A 19,554-nucleotide genomic window follows, 5' to 3' on the forward strand; every position below is an offset into this window, starting at 1 on the left:
CTCACAGGTTTTGGCTCCGCGGGCCCGCGCGGAACCTGGGACATGTACAGCTGGCCGGCTAACGTGCCGCCGAGGTGCGAGCAGCGGTGGCGCGGAGCGCCGCGGTGAGGTGGATCCACCCTTGTCCGCCCCAGCACCGCGGATCGGTCCCCTCCCGCAGGGAGGCCGCGTCGCCCTTCGTCCACCCCGCCAGGCAGGGCGTCTGCATGGTTCAGCTCCCCGCATCGACGACGCGTGCGCATTCGTTCCGGTGTGGTCAGAGAGTCTTGCGGCCTCGCCTTAACACTTCAATGCCGGCTTGGTCCGTTTCCTCGGGTGCCCCGCCAAGGCGGTGGATCATGACCCAGCGGCCGTCGTCCATTGCGCCGGCGAACAGCGAGGCGTCGCGCGTGGCGCCATTGTGCCAGCGCAGGGAGCCTGCCGTCTGCCAGGACGGCGCGGGATCGCCCAACCTGCGTTCTATGAGGAGTCGTACGACCAGGTCGGCAGCCGCGCGGGGGGTGGCCCACAGGCCCCCTGCGGGCAGGATCGCGCCGTGCATGGTCCACGGCTGACGGGCCCTTCCCAAGCGGCTCCGGGCCAGTAGGTACGTGCCCGGGTCCGGGGTCGCGGTCACTTCGGTGATGTCCAGCGGACGCAGGACGTACTTGGTCACCAACTCCTCATAGGTGGTGCCGGCCGCAGCGGTCAGGGCTTCACCCAGGACGGCGTACCCGAGATTGGAGTACTCCTCTCGTTGGCCGGGAGGGCAGGTGGCGATGGTGTCGAGCCGGCTCAGCAACTGGTGCACGGTACGACGGTCGAACTTGGCGTATGGGTCACGACGCGCGATCCGAGGTGGCAGACGCGGAAGGCCGGACGTGTGCCGGGCCAGGTCGAGGAGCGTGATCCCGGTTCCGGGAGTCGCCGGAAGCCATCGCTCAAGGGGGTCGTCGAGCGCGAGCATTCCGGCCTCGGCCATGCAGGTCAGCGCAGTGCCCGTGATGACCTTGGTGAACGAGCCGATCTCGACAAAACGGTCCACGGCATGACCATCACTGACTGCCGGTGGAGCGGCGTTGCTCAGGACACAGGTGGGGATACGGCGCACCGCGGGCCTTTCTCAAACGGGCTGGCTTTCAACTGTTGCGGGGTGGCAGGGCACATGCAGCCGTGCTTCCTGGCATGCGGTGACGGTTGCGCGATACGCAGCGGTACACCGCCCAGGCGTCGGTGAGTGTCGTCGTCATGATGTCATCCCGCAACCAGAAGACGATCATGTATGCCGTTTCCCGCCGCGTGCGGCCGCACGAAGGGCCACTCAATCGCCCTCCAGCCCCGGCACTCCTGGAAGTCACCCCACACAAATCTGTTGGCTCCGGACCACCACAAGCGATGCTCACGGGCCCCCGGCACACGGGAAGGAGCCCCTCCCTGCGCGTCGACTCGAGCCCGTTGGGTCAGGGGCACAGGCCCGCTACCCGCCGAAGATCGCCCTGTCCAAGCTGATCAACACTCTCAAGGGCGTCAGCTCCCGCTGCCTGCGGGCTGAGTACACCGGCCGCATCAACCGCATCGGCACGGGGTCAGTGTTCTGGCCCCGTTCCTACTTCGCAGCCTCGTGCGGCGGTGTACCGCGCACCGTGATCCGTCAGTACGCCGAGCAGCAAAAACGTCCGCTCCAGAATGCACGTCAGAGCAGTCTCAGGATGCGTTTCCCTCCCCGGCTGAAGCCGGGGATACCCACGCAAGATCAGAGATGGTGTTCCCCCAGGTTGGTGTCTTGGCGGGACGGCCGGTCGTCGCCGTCCACGCCAAATGAGACCGGGCAGGCCCGCTGACAGTTGTGGGGCTTTTTGTCGCGGTCCTGTCATCGGTGTCACGAGGGCCGTTACGCCGGCCGTGCGTTGCCTGCCCGTCCGTGTGGCCCTCGCCGAAGCGTTCGGCACCCGCCGCCAGACGGCGGCCGCGTGAGGCTCGTGAACGGTCAATCCCCCCTGGAGAGAGGTGAGATGAGCCTCTCGTGGCCCGGCCGGGGTGTCCCGGCCCCGGCCGGGCCACGAGCGGGGCCGCCGCTTCCTGACGGCCTTGCTGAGGATTCGGGGCTGTCGGCTGCGCGGATTGGTCCGGATGCGGAATACGGCTGCCGGGGCGAGGCCGGCGGTATGGCGGCCCGCAATGCCCGTGATCGTGTGCCTGCCGGAGGAGGACGGCGGTCGGTCGTCGTGTGCGCGTCCACGGGAGATCCTCGGCCGCGTCTATGTCGCCGCTTCCGGGCTGATCCGGCGGCACGGCCCGGCTGGTTCTTCGAGGACACCTTGTTCAGCAGCAGCACGTCATGCCCGAGCCGAGGCCCGGCTCCTGGGGCCAGTACTCCCCCTGGATGCCGGTGGTTTCGACAGCAACGACTCGACCAGCGAACGCAGTTGGTCCGAGTTGCCGACGACGGCGCCTCACCTGCCTCGCGACCGTTCCTCGACCCGTGGTCGAGCGGGGCGCTCGAGGATGCCGCCGGGGGCAGGAGTGGGAGACCTCCGTTCGGTGTGAGGAGTGCGTATGCGCAAGGTCGTTTTCCGTGACGGCATCACGACCGCCTGCGAGAAGACAGGACACGGCCCCGCGACCGCCCCGGTGGGCGGGGCGTTCACCGTCGTCCGCACGGCCGTCTGTAGGGATGACGCCACGAATGCGGGAAGTCGGCTCTGATGCGCCGCGTCGCGGTCGTCGGGGCCGGTGCGGCGGGGGCGTTGACGGCGGTTCAGCTGATGCGGCAGGCCGACCGGCTCGGCCGGGCGGTCGGGGTATGGCTGATCGATCCGGCCGGGCGGACCGGGCCGGGTGTCGCCTACGGCACGTGCGATCCGCGTCATCTGCTGAATGTGCCTGCCGGCCGTATGAGTGCCTTTCCCGACGATCCCGGGCACTTTCTGCGTTGGCTGACGGATCGGGACCCGCACGCCGCGGCCGGTGACTTCGTTTCCCGCCAGGTGTACGGGCAGTACCTGGCCGACCTCGTCGAGCGCACCGTCGGCGGCTGCGCGCACGCCCGGCTGCACCGGGTGCGGGACGAGGTCGTCGCCGTACGCGGGCAGGGGTCTGGGCCGGTTCTGCGGCTGGCCGGCGGTGGTGAGGTGCGGGTGGATGCGGCTGTGCTGGCGTTGGGCAGTCTCGCTCCGGCGCAGGACTGGGCGGGTGCCGGGCTGAGGGGGTCCGGGCGGTTCGTCGCCGATCCCTGGGCGCCGGGTGCTCTGGACGGCCTCGCCGCCGAGCAGGGGGATGTTCTGCTCGTCGGCACCGGGCTGACCATGGTCGATGTGGCCGCCTCGCTGGCCCGTCCGGACCGCGTGGTGCATGCGGTGTCCCGGCATGGGCTGCTTCCCCAGGAGCACCTGCCCGTCGCGGCCCCGCCGGTCCAGGCGCCGGCGGACCTGGACGGTTCGCGCGGTCTGGACGTGCTGCGCCGGAGCGTGGGGCGGCACCTGTCCGCCACCCGGCGTGCCTGCGGGGACTGGCGGCCCGCGCTGGACGGGTTGCGTCCGGTGACGGCGGCGTTGTGGCAGCAGCTGCCCGTGGCCGACCGGGCTCGTTTCCTGGAGGAGGACCTGCGGGTCTGGGAGGTGCACCGCCATCGCATGGCGCCCGCGAGTGCGGCCACGCTGCGCGGACTGTTGGCGTCGGGCCGGCTGCGTACCTGTGCCGGGCAGGTGGCCGGTGCCGTGCCGGATGATGACGCGGTGGCGGTCGCCCTCAGCGACGGGACGCGGCTGCGGGTCGGTGCGGTGGTCAACTGCACTGGGGCGCGGACGGGTTCGCGCGGGACGATGGATCCTCTGGTGCGGTGCGTGCTGGAGGGCGGGTACGGCCGTACCGGTCCGGCCGGGCTGGGGCTGGACACCGCCGAGGATGGGCGGCTGGTGCCCGCGGCCGGTGGCCCGGTTCTGCGGCTGTGGACGGTCGGGGCCGCGCGGCGCGGGAATCTGCTGGAGACCACCGCCGTTCCGGAGATCCGCGCGCAGGCCGCCGAGGTCGCCGGCACCGTGCTGGAGACGCTCACCGACCGCCGTCCCCCCGCACCGACCGACCGCTACGGGCAGCGCCTGAGCACCTCCCCCGAGGCCGCCGAGCTGTACGACCGGGCCCTGGGGCGCATTCTGGCGGGCCGCGTCGGCGGCGAGGAACTGCTGGGTGAAGCCGTCACCACCGACCCGGACTTCGCCGTCGGCCACGCGGCTTTGGCACTGCTCGGCCACGAGCGCGACGGCGCCGGGCAGACGCCTGCGGCGCTCGCGTCCGCCCGCCGGGCCGCGGCCGTGCGGGCCGACGACCGTGAACGCAGCCTGGTCGCCGCGGTGGACGCCTGCCTGACCGGCACCGAGGAGCGGGGCAAGGCGGCCCTGCTGGGCCACATCGCCGCCCATCCGCGGGACGCGCTGGCGGTGAGCGCGGCCGTCCCCACCGTCTCCTTCAACGGGGTGACCGCCGCCGAGGAGGCCTGGGCGCTGGTCGAGGGACTGTCGACAACCTACGGCGACGACTGGTGGTATCTGGGGCAGCTGGCCTTCGTCCGGCAGGAGCAGGAGCGCTGGGAGGAGGCCGAGGCGCTGGCCTGCCGGGCGCTCGCCGCTGAGCCGAGTGCCGGGCACGCCGTGCACGCGCGGGCTCATGTGTATTACGAGACCGGTGAGCACCGTGCCGGTCTGGCCTGGCTGGACGAGTGGCTGCGCCGGCACGGGGAGGGGGCGGGACAGCGTTCCCATGTGGCCTGGCATGCCGCCCTGCACGAGCTGTCGCTCGATGACCGGCCCGCGCTGCTGCGCCGCTACCGGCAAGAGCTCGTCGCCTGCCGGGTGGGCGGGGGGCGGCTGCTGGTCGACTCCGCCTCGCTGTTGTGGCGGGCGCGTATGACGGACAGCTGGAATGGTGATCTGCCCGTGGCCGAGCTGCTGGACGCCGCTCCCCCGCATTGGCTGGACGCGCCGGCGACGGGTTTCGCCGCCCTGCATGGCGCGCTGGCGCTCGCCGCGGCCGGGGACCTGGACGCCCTGGGCAGGTTGCGGGCCCATGCGCTGGCCCATCACCAGGCGGTGTTCGCGCTGCTGGTCGCTCCGTTGTGCGAGGCGCTGTCGGCGGTCGTGCGGGAGGAGTGGCGGCAGGCGGTACGGCGGCTTCGGCCGCTGCTGCCCCTGCTGGCGCGCACGGGTGCCAGCAAGGCGCAGCAGGAGGTGGTGGAGGAGACGCTGTTGCACGCTCTGATCGCGGGGGGCGAGTACGACCGGGCGGAGCGGCTGCTGGCGGACCGGCTGGAGCGTCGTGCGTCGCCGCTCGACTGGCGGCGGCTGGAGGCGGTGCGGGGCCGGGGTGCGCGCTGGCGTGGGTCTGCGGTCGTCGGCGGGGCCTGGGGGCACGCCCGGTCCGCCTGAGAGCCTGAATCTGCACCTGGAGTTCGGCGTATGCGGCCGGCCGGTTGAGGGGGCCGGCGGGCGAAGGTCAGGGGTTGTGCGGTCGTCGGATCCCTCTGACGCCCTCCTGCGCTTGGGGAGAGGGCTGATTCGGGGATTCGAAGAACGCGGCCTGGTTCTTGCCCGCGGTTTTGGCTCTGTACAGGGCGGTGTCGGCGTCGCGCATCGCTTCCGCGGGCGAGGTCGGCCGGGTGATGCTGCGTGCTCCGATGCTGGTGGTCACGTCGATGGAATGGCCGTGGGCGAGGAAGAAGGGGTCTTGGAAGGCAGCGAGGATCCGCGTGGTGTAGTCGTGCAGGGCAGTGGCGTCCATGTCTTCGACGAGGAGGGCGAATTCGTCCCCGCCGAGCCTGGCCACCAGGTCCTGCGCCCTGACCCGGTTCGTCAGCCGTCCCGCGACGTCGATGAGCAGTTCGTCGCCGGCCGGGTGTCCCAGGGTGTCGTTGACGTCCTTGAACCCGTCCAGGTCAAGTATCAGCAGACCGGCGCAGGAATCGGCGGAGCACCGGCCGAGAGCCGACTCCAGGCGTTCGTTCAGCAGGGCCCGGTTGGCCAGGCCCGTCAGCGGGTCGTGGGTCGCCTGGTGGCTCAGCTGTTGTTGGAGTTCTGCCTGTTCTCGCAGTGAGGTGGCGAGGGCGGTTGCCCTGTCCTGGGCGTACTGGGCCAGGAACGCGATGCGCAGCATCAGCAGCAGTGACAGGCCCGCCATCACGGCGACGATCACCGTGACGTCCACGGGCTGGTCCCGGATGCCGCCGATGTCGGCCAGCACGATCAGGGGCCCCATCAGGATCAGCGCGATCAGGACGGACAGCCGTCGCGGGGGCAGCCGCTCCTGGTCCTGGGCCAGCCGGGACGGCCGGGCGACGGAGGAGTGCAGCGCCGCCGTACCCAGCAGGACGGAGGAGAGCATCCACGCCACTTCGGACATGTTCTCGGCGATCGCGGTGCCGGTGGTCGCCTGGGTTGCGTAGTAGAGGCCGTCGGCGGCGAGCAGGGCGAGCAGCCATCCGAGGCACAGCAGGAACGAGGGGGTGTGGGTGTTGGTGGTCAGCATCAGCCGGGCGGCCATGGACAGCAGCACCAGGTCGATGGCGGGATAGGCGATGGACAGCGCGAGCGGCCACGCGGACATCTTGCTGTGCAGGTAGGGGGCGATGATGAAGGCCCAGGACAGGGTGGCGAAGCCGAGCGTGACGATGCCCGCGTCCAACAGGCCCGCCCAGTGCAAGCGGCCCGACTGCTGCCGGGCCAGGATGACCAGACCGGCGGCGAACAGCAGGTAGCTGCCCAGGTAGAGCCAGTCGGCCACGCCCGGGAAGGGAACCTCCACCCGGCGGACCTGGTACAGCCCCCAGATCGCGTCCGCCGCCGCATAGGGGGCCATACCCGCGGCGAACAGGCACCAGGCAAGGACCGACGGCGGCCTGTTCCTCCTGACTCCCGCTGCGATCGCGAAGACGGCAGAGGCGGAGATCACAGCGGCCAGCATGTAGCGCGCCGGGGAGGAGGTGAGCAGAAAGGTGACCATCACCGCGGTCCCTGCTGCCGCATAGGCCCAGACCGCTGTCTCGCGGCGGGAGGACGACCGGAGATGGTCCTTGCCCACAGTCCCTCCTTCCCCGCTCCCGTCCGCAGGCGGCACGCGGTCGGGCCTCATTCGGGTCGGTGGCCGGGAGGTTGGGAGCGGAGCGTGGCAAGGGTGCGGCAGGTGCGGTCCAGTTCGTGCTGGAGGCGGGGCGCTGCCTCGGCCAGCGGGGCCGGTGTCCCGGCCCTGGCGTGCTGTTCGAGTTCCTGGCAGCAGGCGGCGAGGCGGTGGGCTCCCACATTGCCGGCCGCGCCTTTGAGGCTGTGGGCCAGCTGTGCGACCTCCTGGGCGTCTTGGCGGTCCATCGCGTGGAAGAGGGCGCTGGTCAGCTCGGGAGCACGGGCGAGGAAGTGGTCCACCAGCCGGTCCACCAGTTCGTGCTCGGCCGGTGTGCCGGCGCCACGCAGTTCGTTCAGCCGCTCCTCGATGGAAGCGGGCAGGCCGTCTTCGTCATCCGCGGGCGGGCGTGTGTCGTGTGCCCAGCGGGCGAGAGCCTGTTCCAGCCCCTCGGCGCTGACGGGTTTGGAGATGTAGTCGTCCATGCCCGCGGCCAGGCAGCGGTCCCGGTCCTCGGCCAGGGCGCTGGCGGTCATGGCGATCACCGGCAGGTGGTGGCCGGTGTCCTGTTCCCGGCGGCGCAGTTCCCGGGTGGCGGTATAGCCGTCCATCCGGGGCATCTGGCAGTCCATCAGCACGGCCTGGTACTCGTGTTCCTGGGTCATGGACAGCGCCTGGAGGCCGTCGGCGGCGATGTCGGCGCTGTAGCCGAGGCGGGTGAGGATGCCTTGCGCCACCATCTGGTTGATGTCGTTGTCCTCCACCAGCAGCAGGTGACCGCGATGCGCCGGCGGGGGTGCGGCAGCGGCCGGGGCCGGTGCTGACGTGGCGAGCGATGGCCTCTGGGCGAGGAGTTCGACCAGGGCGTCCATGAGCTGGGACTGCTGGACGGGCTTGGGCAGGCTGCGGGCGATACCGGCCGCGGTCAGTTCGGCGAGCGGCTGCGGCGGGCCGGAGCTGAGCATCAGCAGCCGTACCCGGCCCAGGCTCTGGTCGGCGGTGATCCGCCGGGCGAGTTCGAGGCCGTCCATGCCGGGCATACACATGTCCAGCAGGGCCAGGTCGAAGGCGCGGCCCGCGGCGGCCGCCTCGTGCAGGGCCACCAGGGCCTGCGGGCCGCCGGCGACCAGGGTCGGCTGCATGTGCCATCTGCGCAGCTGCGTGTCGAGGATCAGCCGGTTGGTGTCGTTGTCGTCGACGACCAGCACCCGCAGCCCGCGCAGGACGATCGGCCGGATGGGTGCCGCGGGTGGCTTCGGCGTGTCGGGGGTTCGTGCCGGGACCGTGAACCAGAAGGTGCTGCCCTCACCGAGCCGGCTGGTGACCCCGATGGAGCCGCCCATGGCCTCGGTCAGCCGGCGGCAGATGGCCAGCCCCAGGCCGGTGCCCCCGTAGCGGCGGGTGGTGGAGGCGTCCGCCTGGGAGAAGGCGTCGAACATCCGCTCCTGATCGGCCTCGGCGATGCCGATGCCGGTGTCGGCCACCTCGAAGCGCAGCCACGGCCCGCTCGCCGTGGAGGGCTGGTCAGCAGCAGCGAGGGCACGCACGACGACCTCGCCGGACTCGGTGAACTTCACCGCGTTGGAGGCCAGGTTGAGCAGGATCTGCCGCAGCCGGCCGGCGTCCCCGAGCACCATCATGGGCAGGTGGGGATCGCAGTCACTGAGCAGTTCCAGCCCTTGGGCTTGGGGGGTCTGCGCGATCAGTGAGACGACCTCCTCCACCAGCACCTGCGGGCTGAAGGCGACCTCGTCCAGTTCGATCTTGCCGGCTTCCAGTTTGGAGAAGTCCAGGATGTCGTTGATCAGCGACAGCAGTGCCGTGCCGGCGGCCTCGATGCCCTGCACGTAGCGGCGCTGCTCGGCGTCCAACTCGGTGCCCAGCAGCAGGTTGCTCAGTCCGATCACGCCGTTCATGGGGGTGCGGATCTCGTGGCTCATGGAGGCGACGAACTGGGATTTGGCCTGGGACGCGGCGATCGCCTGGTCGCGGGCCTGCGCCAGGGCGGCCTCGGCCTGCTTGCGTTCGGTGATGTCGCGGACGAAGGCGTTGAAGCAGCGCGCCTTCGCCGACTTCAGCCGCCACACCGCCAGTTCGACCGGGATCTCGTGGCCGTCGCGGTGCACGGCGCTGAGTTCGATCTGATGGCCCAGCACGTGAGACTCCCCGCCGGACAGCACCCGCTGCAGGCCGGCGCGGTGCGCGGCGTGATACCGCTCGGGAATGACCGTCTCGGTCAGCGGGCGGCCCATCGCCTCGCGGTGGGTGAACCCGAAGAGTTTCTCGGCGCTCTGGTTCCAGCCGATGACCAGGCCGTCCTCGTCGATGGAGACGAACGCGTCACGGGCGGTGTCGATGACCGAGCGTGCCTGGTCCTGCAGCAGCCGCAGGGCTTCCTCCCGGCGCCGCTGCCCCTCCGCCTCCCGGATGAATCCGCGCACCTCCTGCGGCTCGCCCGCAGTGTCGCGCACCACCCAGGACGTCACCTCCGCCCAGATCCACTGCCGGTCGGCGTGCCGCAGACGCAGGCACACCACCACCCGGCCGTCGCGGCGCAGATCCCGCTCGGCCCACTCGAACTCCTCCACGTCGCCCGGATGCACCCAGGACTCGGCCAGCGTCCCGGCGATCTCCTCGACCGGCCTGCCCAGCAGCGCCGCTCCCGCTGCCGAGACCTCCTGGAAAACGCCCTCGACGGTCCGCCTGAAGACCATGTCCGGGGAGTTCTTCACCAGCAGCCGAAACCGTTCCTCGTCGTCGGCCGCGTACTGTCCGGGCGGGTTGGTGGGGCCCATAGGTCCGCCTCCACGTGTGATGCCCGGCCACGAGGCGGGCCGGGACGTACGTCGGACGGCTTCCGCGCGGCGTCGCCGGGCAGCGGTGATCAGCAGTGTCCGGTCGTGGATGCGTCACGTCGAGCCACGAGGTCGCATACCCCGCAGCAGTTACTGGGACCGGCACCGGCCCACCGGGTGGGACATGAGACAGGACGTCCGCCCAGGGGGCGATCGTCGCGGCCGGTAGGGGATGACCGGCATCCACCCGGAGCATCCGACGCCTTCACATCCACAGACCATGGGGTGCTGACAGAGGGCAAACGATCCTCTCCGAAAGGTCAACGGAACCCTTCCAGCGAAGAATGAACCACTGAAGATCGCAAATCGGCGTTCCCTCCTGAACAGGACGGCCGGCGGGTGGGAGCGGTCTGCGCGGCTGCGGTCTCGACCAGGAGTTTCGACTGCGCCACGAGCTCGCCGTAGCGCTCCAGGGCAGTGCGGACACGGGCTCTGACAGCGGCCTGTGGCGTGGTCCGGGCACGGCGGTGGCGCTGACGGAAAGGGGGTTCCCTGCCGTCAGCGCCACCGCTTGTCACGGGGTATGTGTCACGGCCCCGTCGTCGGGGTCGTGACGCCCGGGTCACCAGGTGGTGCCGGCGGGCTCCTCGATGGTGGTGTTGAGGCGGTTGAAGAAGTTGGTGAGGGCGACCATCAGGATGATCGCGGAGAGCTGTTCCTCGGTGAAGTGGTCCGCAGCCTCGTTCCACACCTCGTCGGAAACGGCCCTGCCGGTGCGGTCGGCGATCCGGGTGGCGGACTCGGTCAGGGCCAGGGCCGCGCGCTCGGCGTCGGTGAAGAACGGTGCCTCGCGCCAGGCGGCCACGGAGTGCAGGCGTTCGTCGCTCTCGCCGTGCTTCTTGGCGCCCGCCACGCCGGCGAACACACAGGCGCTGCAGCCGTTGATCTGGCTGGCGCGCAGGTGGACCAGTTCGAGGATCTGCGGGGCGACACCGCCCTGGTACATGGCTTGGTAGATGGTCTGGATGCCCTTCATGGCGTCCGGCAGAACCATGGCGGGGTTCTTCATCCGGGCGGTGGGGGTGCTCGCGGCGTTCATCGGGGCCTTCCTTCGTGGATATCCCGGCCTTCAGGCCGGGGAGGAAACGAAGCTCCTGCAGGGCAGGGCGGGGAAAGCCGGTTCGCCGCCGGGGCGGACCGGCGTCGATTCCCACGAACCGGCAGATGGTCACAAGCAGACGTAATAGTTTGTGAGCCGTGACCACTGGCGTGAAGCGGGCGTTCAGGTACCGCTTCTATCCGACCGGTGCGCAGGCAGCCGAGCTGTCGCGCACGTTCGGATGCGTGCGGAAGGTCTACAACCTGGCCCTTGCGGCGCGCACGCAGGCGTGGACGCGGCAGCAGCGGGTGAACTACCACCAGACGTCGGCGATGCTGACGGCCTGGAAGAAGACCGAGGAACTCGCCTACCTCAACGAGGTCTCCTGCGTGCCGCTCCAGCAGGCCCTGCGGCACCTTCAGACGGCGTTCACCAACTTCTTCGGCAAGCGGGCGAAGTACCCGCGGTTCAAGTCGCGCAAGAAGTCGCGGAAGTCGGCGGAGTACACCACCAGCGCGTTCCGGTTTAAGGACGGCAGGCTGACCCTGGCGAAGATGGCGGAGCCGCTGGACATCGTGTGGTCCCGTCCACTGCCCGAGGGCGCGTCGCCGTCCACCGTGACGGTGTCCAAGGACGCGGCCGGACGCTGGTACGTGTCCCTGCTGTGTGAGGACCCGTCCGTCCAGCCGCTCCCCGCGGCCAACGCGGCCGTCGGCATCGACGTCGGGCTCGACCACTTGCTGGCCCTCTCCACCGGGGAGAAGGTTTCCAACCCCCGGCACGAGCGGCGTGACCGCGCCCGCCTGGCCACGACGCAGCGGCGGCTTGCCCGCACGGCCAGGGGGGATGGAGCGAACCGAGCCAAGGCGCGCCGGAAGGTGGCCAGGGTCTACGCCCGCATCACCGACCGCAGGCGCGACCACCTGCACAAACTCACCACTCGTCTCGTTCGTGAAAACCAAACGATCGTGATCGAGGACCTCGCCGTCCGGAACATGATGAAGAACGGCAGCCTGGCCCGCGCCATCAGTGATGCGGCCTGGTCCGATTTCCGGAGCATGCTGGAATACAAGGCCCGGTGGTACGGCCGCGCAGTGATCGCGATCGACCGCTGGTTGCCCTCCTCCAAGCTGTGCTCCGCCTGCGGCACCTTGCAGGACACGATGCCGCTCAACGTCCGGACATGGACGTGCGACTGCGGGACGACCCACGACCGGGACGTGAACGCGGCGAAGAACATTCTGGCCGTCGGGCTGACGGCGTCTGTCTGTGGAGCTGATGTGAGACCTCAACGGAGCACTCCGGGCGGGCAGTCGGCGATGAAGCAGAAAACCCCACGGCGCGAGCCGTAGGAATCCCCCTCCTTCAGGAAGGGGAGGAAGTCAAGTGCTGCCTTCCGGTTGGTTGGTGAAGGTCTGTCACGGGGCCGGTGGGTCCGGGGCGGGGTGTGACAGACGGGGCGATGGCTTCTTTTTCTGGTCGGCCGGTGCGTGGGGCCGGGGCCGCCGGACGCGGGGGATGTCGTCCGGCGGCCCCGGTGCACGGGGGGCCGTGCGTGGGCGGCCTCGGTGTGGTCAGACGGCGCTGAAGACGGCCGCGGAGTTGAAGCCGCCGCGGCCGCGGGCCAGGACCAGGGTGTGGCGCACGGGCCTCTCGCGGGGTGCGGTGACGAGGTCGACGGGGCAGTCGGCGGCGGGTTCGGTGGTTCCGGTGGTCGGGGGGATCACCTGGTCGCGCAGGGACAGCAGGGCGGCCGCGACATCGAGGGAGGCGCCGCCGGCCAGCAGCCGTCCGGTCATCGACTTCGGTGCGGTGACCGGCACCCGGCGGGGGCCGAACAGGGCGGCCAGCGCCTCGGCTTCGGCGCGGTCCGCGGCGCGTGCGCCGGCCGCGTCGGCGAAGACGACGTCGATCTGCTCGGGGCGCAGGCCGGCGTCGTCCAGGGCGAGGCGGGCGGCGTCGTTCAGGCGCGGGGTGCCGGGGCCGTCGAAGGTGGCCGCGTAGCCGGTGAACGCCCCATAGGCGTGGGCGTCGCGTGCGCGGGCGGCGGCGTCGCTCTCCAGGACGAACAGGGCGCCGCCCTCGCCGACGACGTGACCGCTGGCGGCGGCGTCGAAGGGCAGGTAGGCGCGGGCGGGGTCGGCCACGGGGCTCAGGTCGCCGGCGGCGAGGTGGGCGGCCCAGCCCCAGGGACACAGGGCCGAGTCGACGCCGCCGGTGACCATCAGCCCCGCGCCCTTGCGGATCTGGCGGCGGGCGTGGGCGACGGCGTCCAGGCCGCCGGCCTGTTCGGCGACGACGACGCCGCTGGAGCCGCGCAGGCCGTGCCGGATGGAGATCTGGCCGGTGTTGACGGCGTAGAACCAGGCGAAGGACTGATAGGCGCTGACGTGCTGGCCGCCCTTGGACCACAGGGCCTGCAGTTCGCGCTGGCCGAACTCGAAGCCGCCCGCGGAGGAGGCGGTGACCACTCCGGCACCGTACTCGGGCAGCGCGGCGGGGTCGGTGCCCGAGTCGCTGAGGGCTTCGGCGGCGGCGGCCAGGGACAGGCGGGTGACGCGGTCGGTCTGCGGCAGCAGCCGGCTGGGCAGGTGTTCGTCGTCGACGAAGCCGGGGACCTCGCCGGCGAGGCGGACGGGGTAGCGGGAGGCGTCGAAGCGGGTGAGGGGGCGGATGCCGCTCTCGCCGCGCAGGGTTGCCGCCCACCAGGCCTCGGTGCCCAGTCCGTTGGGGGCGGCGACGCCGATGCCGGTGACGACGGAGCCGGTGAGGGCGCTGGCGCCGGGCCGGGCGGTGGGTCGGTCGAGGGTGGCTGTGGTCATGCCGCCTCCTGGAGTCGCGGCCGGGTCAGGACGATGGCGCTTTGGAAGCCGCCGAAGCCGCTGCCGACGCTGAGCACGGTGTCGGTGCGCTGTTCGCGCGCGGTGAGGGGGGTGTAGTCGAGGTCGCAGGCCGGGTCGGGCTCGTGCAGGTTGGCCGTCGGCGGCACGGTGTTGTGCGCGATGGCCAGGGCGCTGGCGGCGATTTCCAGTGAGCCGATCGCGCCGAGCGAGTGGCCGATCATGGACTTGATGGAGCTGACGGGCACCCGGTAGGCGTGCTCGCCCAGGCTGCGTTTGAACGCGGCGGTCTCGTGCCGGTCGTTCTGCTTGGTGCCGGAGCCGTGGGCGTTGATGTAGTCGACGGCGGTGGCATCCAGGCGGGCCTCGTCGAGGGCCGCGCGGATCGCCTCGGCCATCTCCACGCCGTCGCTCTTCAGTCCGGTCATGTGGTAGGCGTTGCTGCGTCCGGCGAACCCGGCGATCTCGGCGTAGATGTGGGCGCCGCGCCGCCGGGCGTGTTCGAGCTCCTCCAGGACCAGGACGGCCGAGCCCTCGCCGAGGACGAAGCCGTTGCGGGAGCGGTCGAAGGGGCGTGAGGCGGTGGCCGGTTCGTCGTTGCGGGGGCTGGTGGCCTTGATGGCGTCGAAGCAGGCCACGGTGATCGGGGAGATCGGTGCCTCGGTCGCGCCGGTGACCATCACGTCGGCGCTGCCCTCGCGGAGCAGGTCGACGGCGTGGCAGACGGAGTCGATGCCGGAGGTGCAGCCGGTGGAGACCAGGGAGACCGGGCCCTGGGCGCCGATGGCGAGGGCCACTTCGGCGGCCATGGAGCTGGGCACGAAGTAGTCGAAGAGGTGGGCGACCGCCCGGCTGTGGTCGACCTCCCAGGTGCTGCCGTTCTCGCTGACCACGCCGTACTCGTTGTCCAGGCCGGTGGTGCAGCCGACGGCGCTGCCGAGGGTGAGGCCGGTGCGTACCGGGTCCAGGGCGCCGGTCAGTCCGCTGTCCTCGACCGCCTCGCGGGCGCTTGTGAGGGCGAACTGGGCGGCGCGGTCGAGGCGGGCGGCGTCGGCGGCCGCGATGCCGTGGGCGTGCGGGTCGAAGTCCACCTCGGCGGCGATGCGCGAGCGGAACGTGCTCGCGTCGAACAGGGAGATGCCGCGTGTGGCGGTGCGGCCCGCGGTCAGCGTGTCCCAGAACGCGCGGGTGCCCACGCCGCCCGGGGCCACGACCCCGATGCCGGTGATGACGACCCGCCTCATCGTGTGTCCCTCACAGTTTTCCTCCAGATAGGGGCGCAGGTGCGAGCCGGGTGCGCCGCACCACGCGGCAGGCGCGCCCGATCAGTCGGGGTGCGTGCGGGCCGCGGACGAAGAAGTGGTCGCCGGGGACGGTGCGCCGGATGAACCGGCCGGTGGTCCAGCGGGCCCAGCCGTCCAGCACCGTCGCCCCGACGACGGGGTCGTCCTGGCCGCCGACCGCCAGGACGGGAACGGGGAGCGGGCCGCTGGTGTCGGCGAGTGCGTCGGCGCGCAGTGCGTCGGCGAGTGTGAGGTCGTCGCGCAGCAGGGGCAGTACGCGGCGGTACCAGAGGCTGCCGGGGGCGGCGAGCGCGCCGCCGGGTGCCGCGCCGAGGTCGGCGGCGAACCGCAGCAGCCGTTCGTCGCTCAGATCGGTGTCGTGGCCGGCGGGCGCGGTCTGCGGTGGGGGGCTGGCGCCGACGGCGAGGCAGGCGGGGGCGGGCAGCCCCCGGTGGATCAGGGCGCGGGCGAGGGTGTGGGCGACGACGCCGCCCAGGCTGTGCCCGTAGAGCACGTAGGGGCGGCCGTCGGCGACCTGCCCGGCCAGCGGCTTCAGGAGCGCCTCCAGCAGGGCCTCGCGTGAGGTCGCGCGGGGTTCGCGGCGCCGGGCGCCGCGTCCGGGCAGCAGTACGGGCACCGTGTGCACTCCGGGGCCGGTCTGGGTGTGCCAGTGCGCGAAGCCGGACGCGCCCGCGCCGGCGTGCGCGAAGCAGTAGAGCGTGACCGGCGGGCCATCCCGCATGGTGTCCGGCGGGCCATCCCGCATGATGTATCGCACCTCCTCGGCCGCCTTCGATGGGCGCGCATCGGCTGCTGTCGAGCCTCGCCGACGTACCTGGAGGAAGACTCGAATCGGCCACGTGCGCGAACGAAAGCGGTGGCGGCGGATGCGCCCCAAGGGGCGGCCGGCCGGGGGTAGTTGGGCGGGGGCGGTTGGGCGGGGGTGGTTGGGCTGGGGTGGTTGGGCGGGGGCGGCGGTCGGTCTCAGAGCGCGCGCGTCGTGGTGGGCGGCGGTGTGACCGGTTGTGCCGCAGTGAGGGCGCGGGCGGCCAGCTCCGGGGCGGCGCCGAGGTAGGCGGTGGGGTCGAGCAGCTGCTCGAGTTCTGCGGCGCTGTGGTGCGCGGTGACGTCGGGCAGGGTGCGCAGCACCTCCAGCAGGGGGATGCGCTGCTGGTCGGCGGTGTGCGAGGCCTTTGCCAGCAGGTCCTTGGCGCGCGCCTTGCCGATTTTCGGGGCGAGCGTGGCGGCCAGGCGTTCGCTGACGACCTGGCTGCCGGTCAGGCCCAGGTTGTGGCGCATGCGGGCCGGGTCGGGTGTGAGGCCCTCGGCGAGTTCGGCGGCGGTGAGGGCGGCTCCGCCCGCCAGGCGCAGCGCCTCGCGCAGCAGCAGCCACTCGGCGTGCCACACCCCGGCCGAGCGTTCGTCTTCGGCCACCAGGCACTGGGTCAGGCCCGCGGTCAGCAGCGGTACTTGCAGGGCGGCGCTGCGGATCAGCGTGGACAGTACGGGGTTGCGTTTGTGGGGCATGGCGGAGGAAGCGCCCCGGCCCGTGACGGCGGGCTCGGCGACCTCGGCGATCTCGGTGCGGGCCAGTACCTGGACGTCGGCGGCGAGTTTGCCCAGCGCGCCGGTGGTGAAGGCGAGCGCTGCGGCGGTGTCCGCGACGGGTGTGCGCAGCGCGTGCCAGGGCAGGACGGGGCGGGCCAGGCGGGTTTCGGCGGCGAAGGCGTCCACGAGCCGTTCCGGGTACTCCCCCGCGGTCGTGGCGTCGGCGTCGGGTACGGCGAACTGAAGGTATCCGGCGAGGGTGCCGGCGGCTCCGCCGAGGGAGACCGGCAGGGCGTCGCGGGCGGCCGTGATCCGGGCGGCGGCGTCCGAGACCAGCCGGTGCCAGCCCGCCGCCTTGAGGCCGAAGGTGGTGGGGACGGCGTGCAGGGCGAGGGTGCGGCCGGCCATGACGGTTGCGCGGTGCCGGTCGGCCAGTGCGGCCAGCGCGGCGGCCGTGCGGTGCAGGTCGCCGAGGATCAGTTCCAGGGCCCGCCGGCACATCATCATCGTGCCGGTGTCGAGCACGTCCTGGCTGGTGGAGCCGCGGTGGACGTACTCGGCGGCCTCAGGGTCGTCGGCGGCCACCGCCTCGGTCAGGGCGCGCACCAGCCCCACGACCGGGTTGGCGGTCTCCCGGGCCTGCAGGGCCAGCGCGCGCGGGTCGAAGCGTTCGGCGCGGGCGGCGCGGGTGATGGCGCGGGCGGCTGCGGCCGGGACGGTGCCCAGGGCGGCCTGGGCCCGGGCGAGCGCGGCCTCGGCGTCCAGCAGGCACTGCAGCCAGGCCGTCTCGCTGACGGCTTCCTCCACGGGCGTGCCCGCGCGTACGGGGGAGAACAGTCCGGCGTCGGGGCCGCCGTCGAAGCCGGTCGTCGGGCGGGTCATGGCGTCGCCTCCAGGAGATTTGACGGCAGGCCGGGGACGGGGACGGTGCGGCGGGCGGGGCCGAGGCCGAGGACCGTGCGGGCGATGGCGTCGGCATCGCCGAGGATCACGGAGTCGACCCCCGGCCGGATGCCGGCCGCCGTCACCCAGTGCACGGACTCGGTCGGGACGCCGTAGGCGAAGCGGCGCGGGTGGGGCAGGCCGTGGGCGTTGACGAGGTGGTAGGGGCGGGCGGAGACGGCGAGGCCGGCCGACTCGTAGACGCTTTCGTGGGTGGTTGCGATCCGGTAGGGGGCGGCCTGGCCGGTGGTGAGCAGGTGGCGCAGCAAGGGGTCCGCGGTGCGGTGCAGGTCGGGTTCCGGCAGGCGTGCCTCGATCAGTGCCGTCGCGTGGACGGGGGCTGCGTCGACGCCGTCGGCGGTGGCGACGAACGCGGCCTCGCCGTCCGTGCGCAGGCTGATCCGGGTGCCGGGGCCCAGCGGGCGGATGATGTCGGCCTCGATCAGGGCGTGCAGTTCCTCGATGCGCGAGACGGGGGGACCGATGGAGAGGAAGGCGTTGAGCGGGGTGTACCAGGCGGTCAGTTCGTCGCGGTAGGAGTCGCCGTCCAGGCCGCCGTGGTCGACCGCGAGGCGTATCTCGTTGCGCAGGTCGCGCAGGACGTCGAGGGCGGCCTTGAGGGGTCCGCTGACGTTTCCGGCCCTCGCGTGGCGGATGTCCTCGGCCAGGTGGCCGAGCAGCCAGTGGCGGAAACTCGCGCGGTCGGGGAAGCGGCGTCCGGCGGTGGGGTGCTGGATGCGGTCCCAGTCCCATCGTGCGGCGGGGTCGATGCGGTAGGCGTCGAGGAGGTGTGCGCGGGCCGGGGCCGTGCCGGCGGTGAGGAAGGCGGGCACGAACGCGGCCGCCTCCCGCGTACGGCCCTGGGCGCGCAGCAGCGTCTCGTAGTAGACGCTCTCCACCTCCAGGCGGATCAGCGGCCACAGGTCGGTGCGGAAGCGGACCGCCTCCCCGGCCAGGCGGCGGCGCCGCAGCGCGTCGATGGCCTCGGGGGTCAGGACCCGCGGTCGGTGCCGGCCGGCCGGGCCCTTCTCGTTCTCGCCGCGCGCGTGATGGGGGACGCCGCGGCGGGAGCCGGCGTAGATCCGCGGTTCGCGGCCGGAGGGCAGGTAGGTGAGCCGTCCGGAGCGGCGGACGAACGTTCCGCCGCGTCCTTGGGTGAGCAGGGCCATGCCGTCGAAGAAGTTCAGTCCCAGTCCGCGCATCAGGACGGGCTGCCGGGCGGGGAGGGTGGACAGGTCGAGGTCGGCGGGGTTGGCGGGTGCGATGTAGGTCAGCCGGTGCCGGGCGGCCATCGTGGCCCAGGCGGATTCCTCGGGGGTGGGGCGGCGGGGCAGGTGGCCCTGGGCGAGGATGACGGCGTCCAGGTCGCGCAGGCGGGTGCCGTCGGCGAGGGTGAGGACCTGCGTCCCGCCCGGGGTGCCGCTCTGCTCGCGCAACGCCACGGCGTGGGTGCGGTGTTCGACGACACGGCAGTGGGCGGGAGCGCGGCGCACGATGCGCCGGTAGCAGTCCTGCAGGTAGCTGCCGTAGAAGGCGCGGGTGGGGTAGGTGTCGGGGTGCAGGGCCGCCGCCTCGGCGCGCACGGCGTCGCCGAACCGGCCGGGCGGTGCGGCCAGGACGACCGTGCGGGCCCACGCGTACAGGTCGGGGCCTGGTTCCACCGGTCCCTTCATCGCCACCGTGTCGTCGGTGAACACCGTCACCTGGCAGGCGACGGTGTTCATCAGCAGCAGCCGTGACTGGTCGGTGCGCCAGACGCGTCCGGCGCCGGGCCGGCAGGGGTCGACGAGGTGGATCGTCACCCGGCGCGGGGCGGGGGCGGATCGTTCGTTGGCGCAGATCCGTTCCAGCACGGACAGGCCGCGGGGTCCGGCCCCCACGATGCAGACGCTGAGGTCGGCGCTCACCTCGTCGTCCCGGGGCGGGCGGGGGCGGCCGGGCGGCACGGGTACGACGGCCGGACA

At 72.1% G+C, this 19,554-nt stretch carries 12 protein-coding genes and 1 pseudogene; 3 read left to right on the plus strand and 10 right to left on the minus strand.

Annotated elements, in window-relative coordinates; genetic code table 11:
* Nucleotides 1-58: 58 nt before the first annotated feature.
* Both ACQF4J_RS47890 and ACQF4J_RS47895 read right to left on the minus strand, forming a co-directional pair.
* Nucleotides 59-208 carry a hypothetical protein gene (locus ACQF4J_RS47890; protein WP_427168951.1) on the minus strand — a complete coding sequence of 50 codons (150 nt, stop codon included), beginning with the start codon at nucleotides 206-208 and terminating at the stop codon, nucleotides 59-61.
* A gap of 48 nt (nucleotides 209-256) precedes the next feature.
* Complete coding sequence (locus ACQF4J_RS47895; RefSeq protein WP_351579831.1) at nucleotides 257-1,090, minus strand: serine hydrolase domain-containing protein; 834 nt, start codon at nucleotides 1,088-1,090, stop codon at nucleotides 257-259.
* 367 nt (nucleotides 1,091-1,457) lie between these two features.
* On the opposite strand from ACQF4J_RS47895, the pseudogene ACQF4J_RS47900 reads away from it, so the two are divergent.
* A pseudogene (locus ACQF4J_RS47900) lies at nucleotides 1,458-1,658 on the plus strand (IS200/IS605 family transposase); the annotation flags it as partial.
* 1,026 nt (nucleotides 1,659-2,684) lie between these two features.
* Nucleotides 2,685-5,399, plus strand: a complete 2,715-nt coding sequence (locus ACQF4J_RS47905) for an FAD/NAD(P)-binding protein (protein WP_427168952.1) — start codon at nucleotides 2,685-2,687, stop codon at nucleotides 5,397-5,399.
* Between the two features lie 67 nt (nucleotides 5,400-5,466).
* On the opposite strand, the gene ACQF4J_RS47910 is transcribed toward ACQF4J_RS47905, so the two are convergent.
* From ACQF4J_RS47910 to ACQF4J_RS47920, 3 genes are all read right to left on the minus strand, one after another.
* Nucleotides 5,467-7,047: a GGDEF domain-containing protein gene (locus tag ACQF4J_RS47910; protein WP_351583892.1), complete on the minus strand. Its 1,581-nt coding sequence runs from the start codon at nucleotides 7,045-7,047 to the stop codon at nucleotides 5,467-5,469.
* Between the two features lie 47 nt (nucleotides 7,048-7,094).
* Complete coding sequence (locus ACQF4J_RS47915) at nucleotides 7,095-9,878, minus strand: response regulator (RefSeq protein WP_427168953.1); 2,784 nt, start codon at nucleotides 9,876-9,878, stop codon at nucleotides 7,095-7,097.
* A 622-nt stretch (nucleotides 9,879-10,500) separates the two neighbouring features.
* Nucleotides 10,501-10,977 (minus strand): carboxymuconolactone decarboxylase family protein, encoded by a 477-nt coding sequence (locus tag ACQF4J_RS47920; protein WP_351583882.1) that lies wholly within the window; start codon nucleotides 10,975-10,977, stop codon nucleotides 10,501-10,503.
* 158 nt (nucleotides 10,978-11,135) lie between these two features.
* On the opposite strand from ACQF4J_RS47920, the gene ACQF4J_RS47925 reads away from it, so the two are divergent.
* Nucleotides 11,136-12,329, plus strand: coding sequence for an RNA-guided endonuclease InsQ/TnpB family protein (locus ACQF4J_RS47925; RefSeq protein ID WP_351805373.1), 1,194 nt, complete (start codon nucleotides 11,136-11,138; stop codon nucleotides 12,327-12,329).
* Nucleotides 12,330-12,551: 222 nt separating this feature from the next.
* Here ACQF4J_RS47925 and ACQF4J_RS47930 read toward each other — a convergent pair whose 3' ends face one another.
* The 5 genes from ACQF4J_RS47930 to ACQF4J_RS47950 all read right to left on the minus strand — a co-directional run bounded on the left by ACQF4J_RS47930 (nucleotide 12,552) and on the right by ACQF4J_RS47950 (nucleotide 19,497).
* Entirely contained in the window at nucleotides 12,552-13,799 is a 1,248-nt protein-coding gene (locus ACQF4J_RS47930; RefSeq protein ID WP_427168955.1) for a ketosynthase chain-length factor, read from the minus strand.
* A complete protein-coding gene (locus ACQF4J_RS47935) occupies nucleotides 13,796-15,061 on the minus strand; it encodes a beta-ketoacyl-[acyl-carrier-protein] synthase family protein (RefSeq protein ID WP_351805370.1) in 1,266 nt (421 codons plus the stop codon). The genes ACQF4J_RS47930 and ACQF4J_RS47935 overlap by 4 nt, the downstream gene beginning before the upstream one ends.
* Nucleotides 15,062-15,071: 10 nt before the next feature.
* Nucleotides 15,072-15,866 carry a thioesterase II family protein gene (locus tag ACQF4J_RS47940; protein ID WP_351584715.1) on the minus strand — a complete coding sequence of 265 codons (795 nt, stop codon included), beginning with the start codon at nucleotides 15,864-15,866 and terminating at the stop codon, nucleotides 15,072-15,074.
* A 218-nt stretch (nucleotides 15,867-16,084) separates the two neighbouring features.
* Nucleotides 16,085-17,530 (minus strand): lyase family protein, encoded by a 1,446-nt coding sequence (locus tag ACQF4J_RS47945; protein ID WP_427168956.1) that lies wholly within the window; start codon nucleotides 17,528-17,530, stop codon nucleotides 16,085-16,087.
* On the minus strand, nucleotides 17,527-19,497 hold the full coding sequence (locus tag ACQF4J_RS47950) for an FAD/NAD(P)-binding protein (protein ID WP_427168958.1): 1,971 nt from the start codon (nucleotides 19,495-19,497) through the stop codon (nucleotides 17,527-17,529). The genes ACQF4J_RS47945 and ACQF4J_RS47950 overlap by 4 nt, the downstream gene beginning before the upstream one ends.
* Nucleotides 19,498-19,554: the final 57 nt, after the last annotated feature.

This window comes from Streptomyces sp. C1-1, from assembly GCF_050214755.1.
Lineage (GTDB): Bacteria > Actinomycetota > Actinomycetes > Streptomycetales > Streptomycetaceae > Streptomyces.

Coding starts and splice junctions, on each gene's coding strand:
- ACQF4J_RS47945 (WP_427168956.1), bottom strand. CDS start 17,530: ATGACCCGCCCGACGACCGGCTTCGACGGCGGCCCCGACGCCGGACTG.
- ACQF4J_RS47920 (WP_351583882.1), bottom strand. CDS start 10,977: ATGAACGCCGCGAGCACCCCCACCGCCCGGATGAAGAACCCCGCCATG.
- ACQF4J_RS47890 (WP_427168951.1), bottom strand. CDS start 208: ATGCAGACGCCCTGCCTGGCGGGGTGGACGAAGGGCGACGCGGCCTCC.
- ACQF4J_RS47915 (WP_427168953.1), bottom strand. CDS start 9,878: ATGGGCCCCACCAACCCGCCCGGACAGTACGCGGCCGACGACGAGGAA.
- ACQF4J_RS47905 (WP_427168952.1), top strand. CDS start 2,685: ATGCGCCGCGTCGCGGTCGTCGGGGCCGGTGCGGCGGGGGCGTTGACG.
- ACQF4J_RS47935 (WP_351805370.1), bottom strand. CDS start 15,061: ATGAGGCGGGTCGTCATCACCGGCATCGGGGTCGTGGCCCCGGGCGGC.
- ACQF4J_RS47940 (WP_351584715.1), bottom strand. CDS start 15,866: ATGCGGGATGGCCCGCCGGACACCATGCGGGATGGCCCGCCGGTCACG.
- ACQF4J_RS47930 (WP_427168955.1), bottom strand. CDS start 13,799: ATGACCACAGCCACCCTCGACCGACCCACCGCCCGGCCCGGCGCCAGC.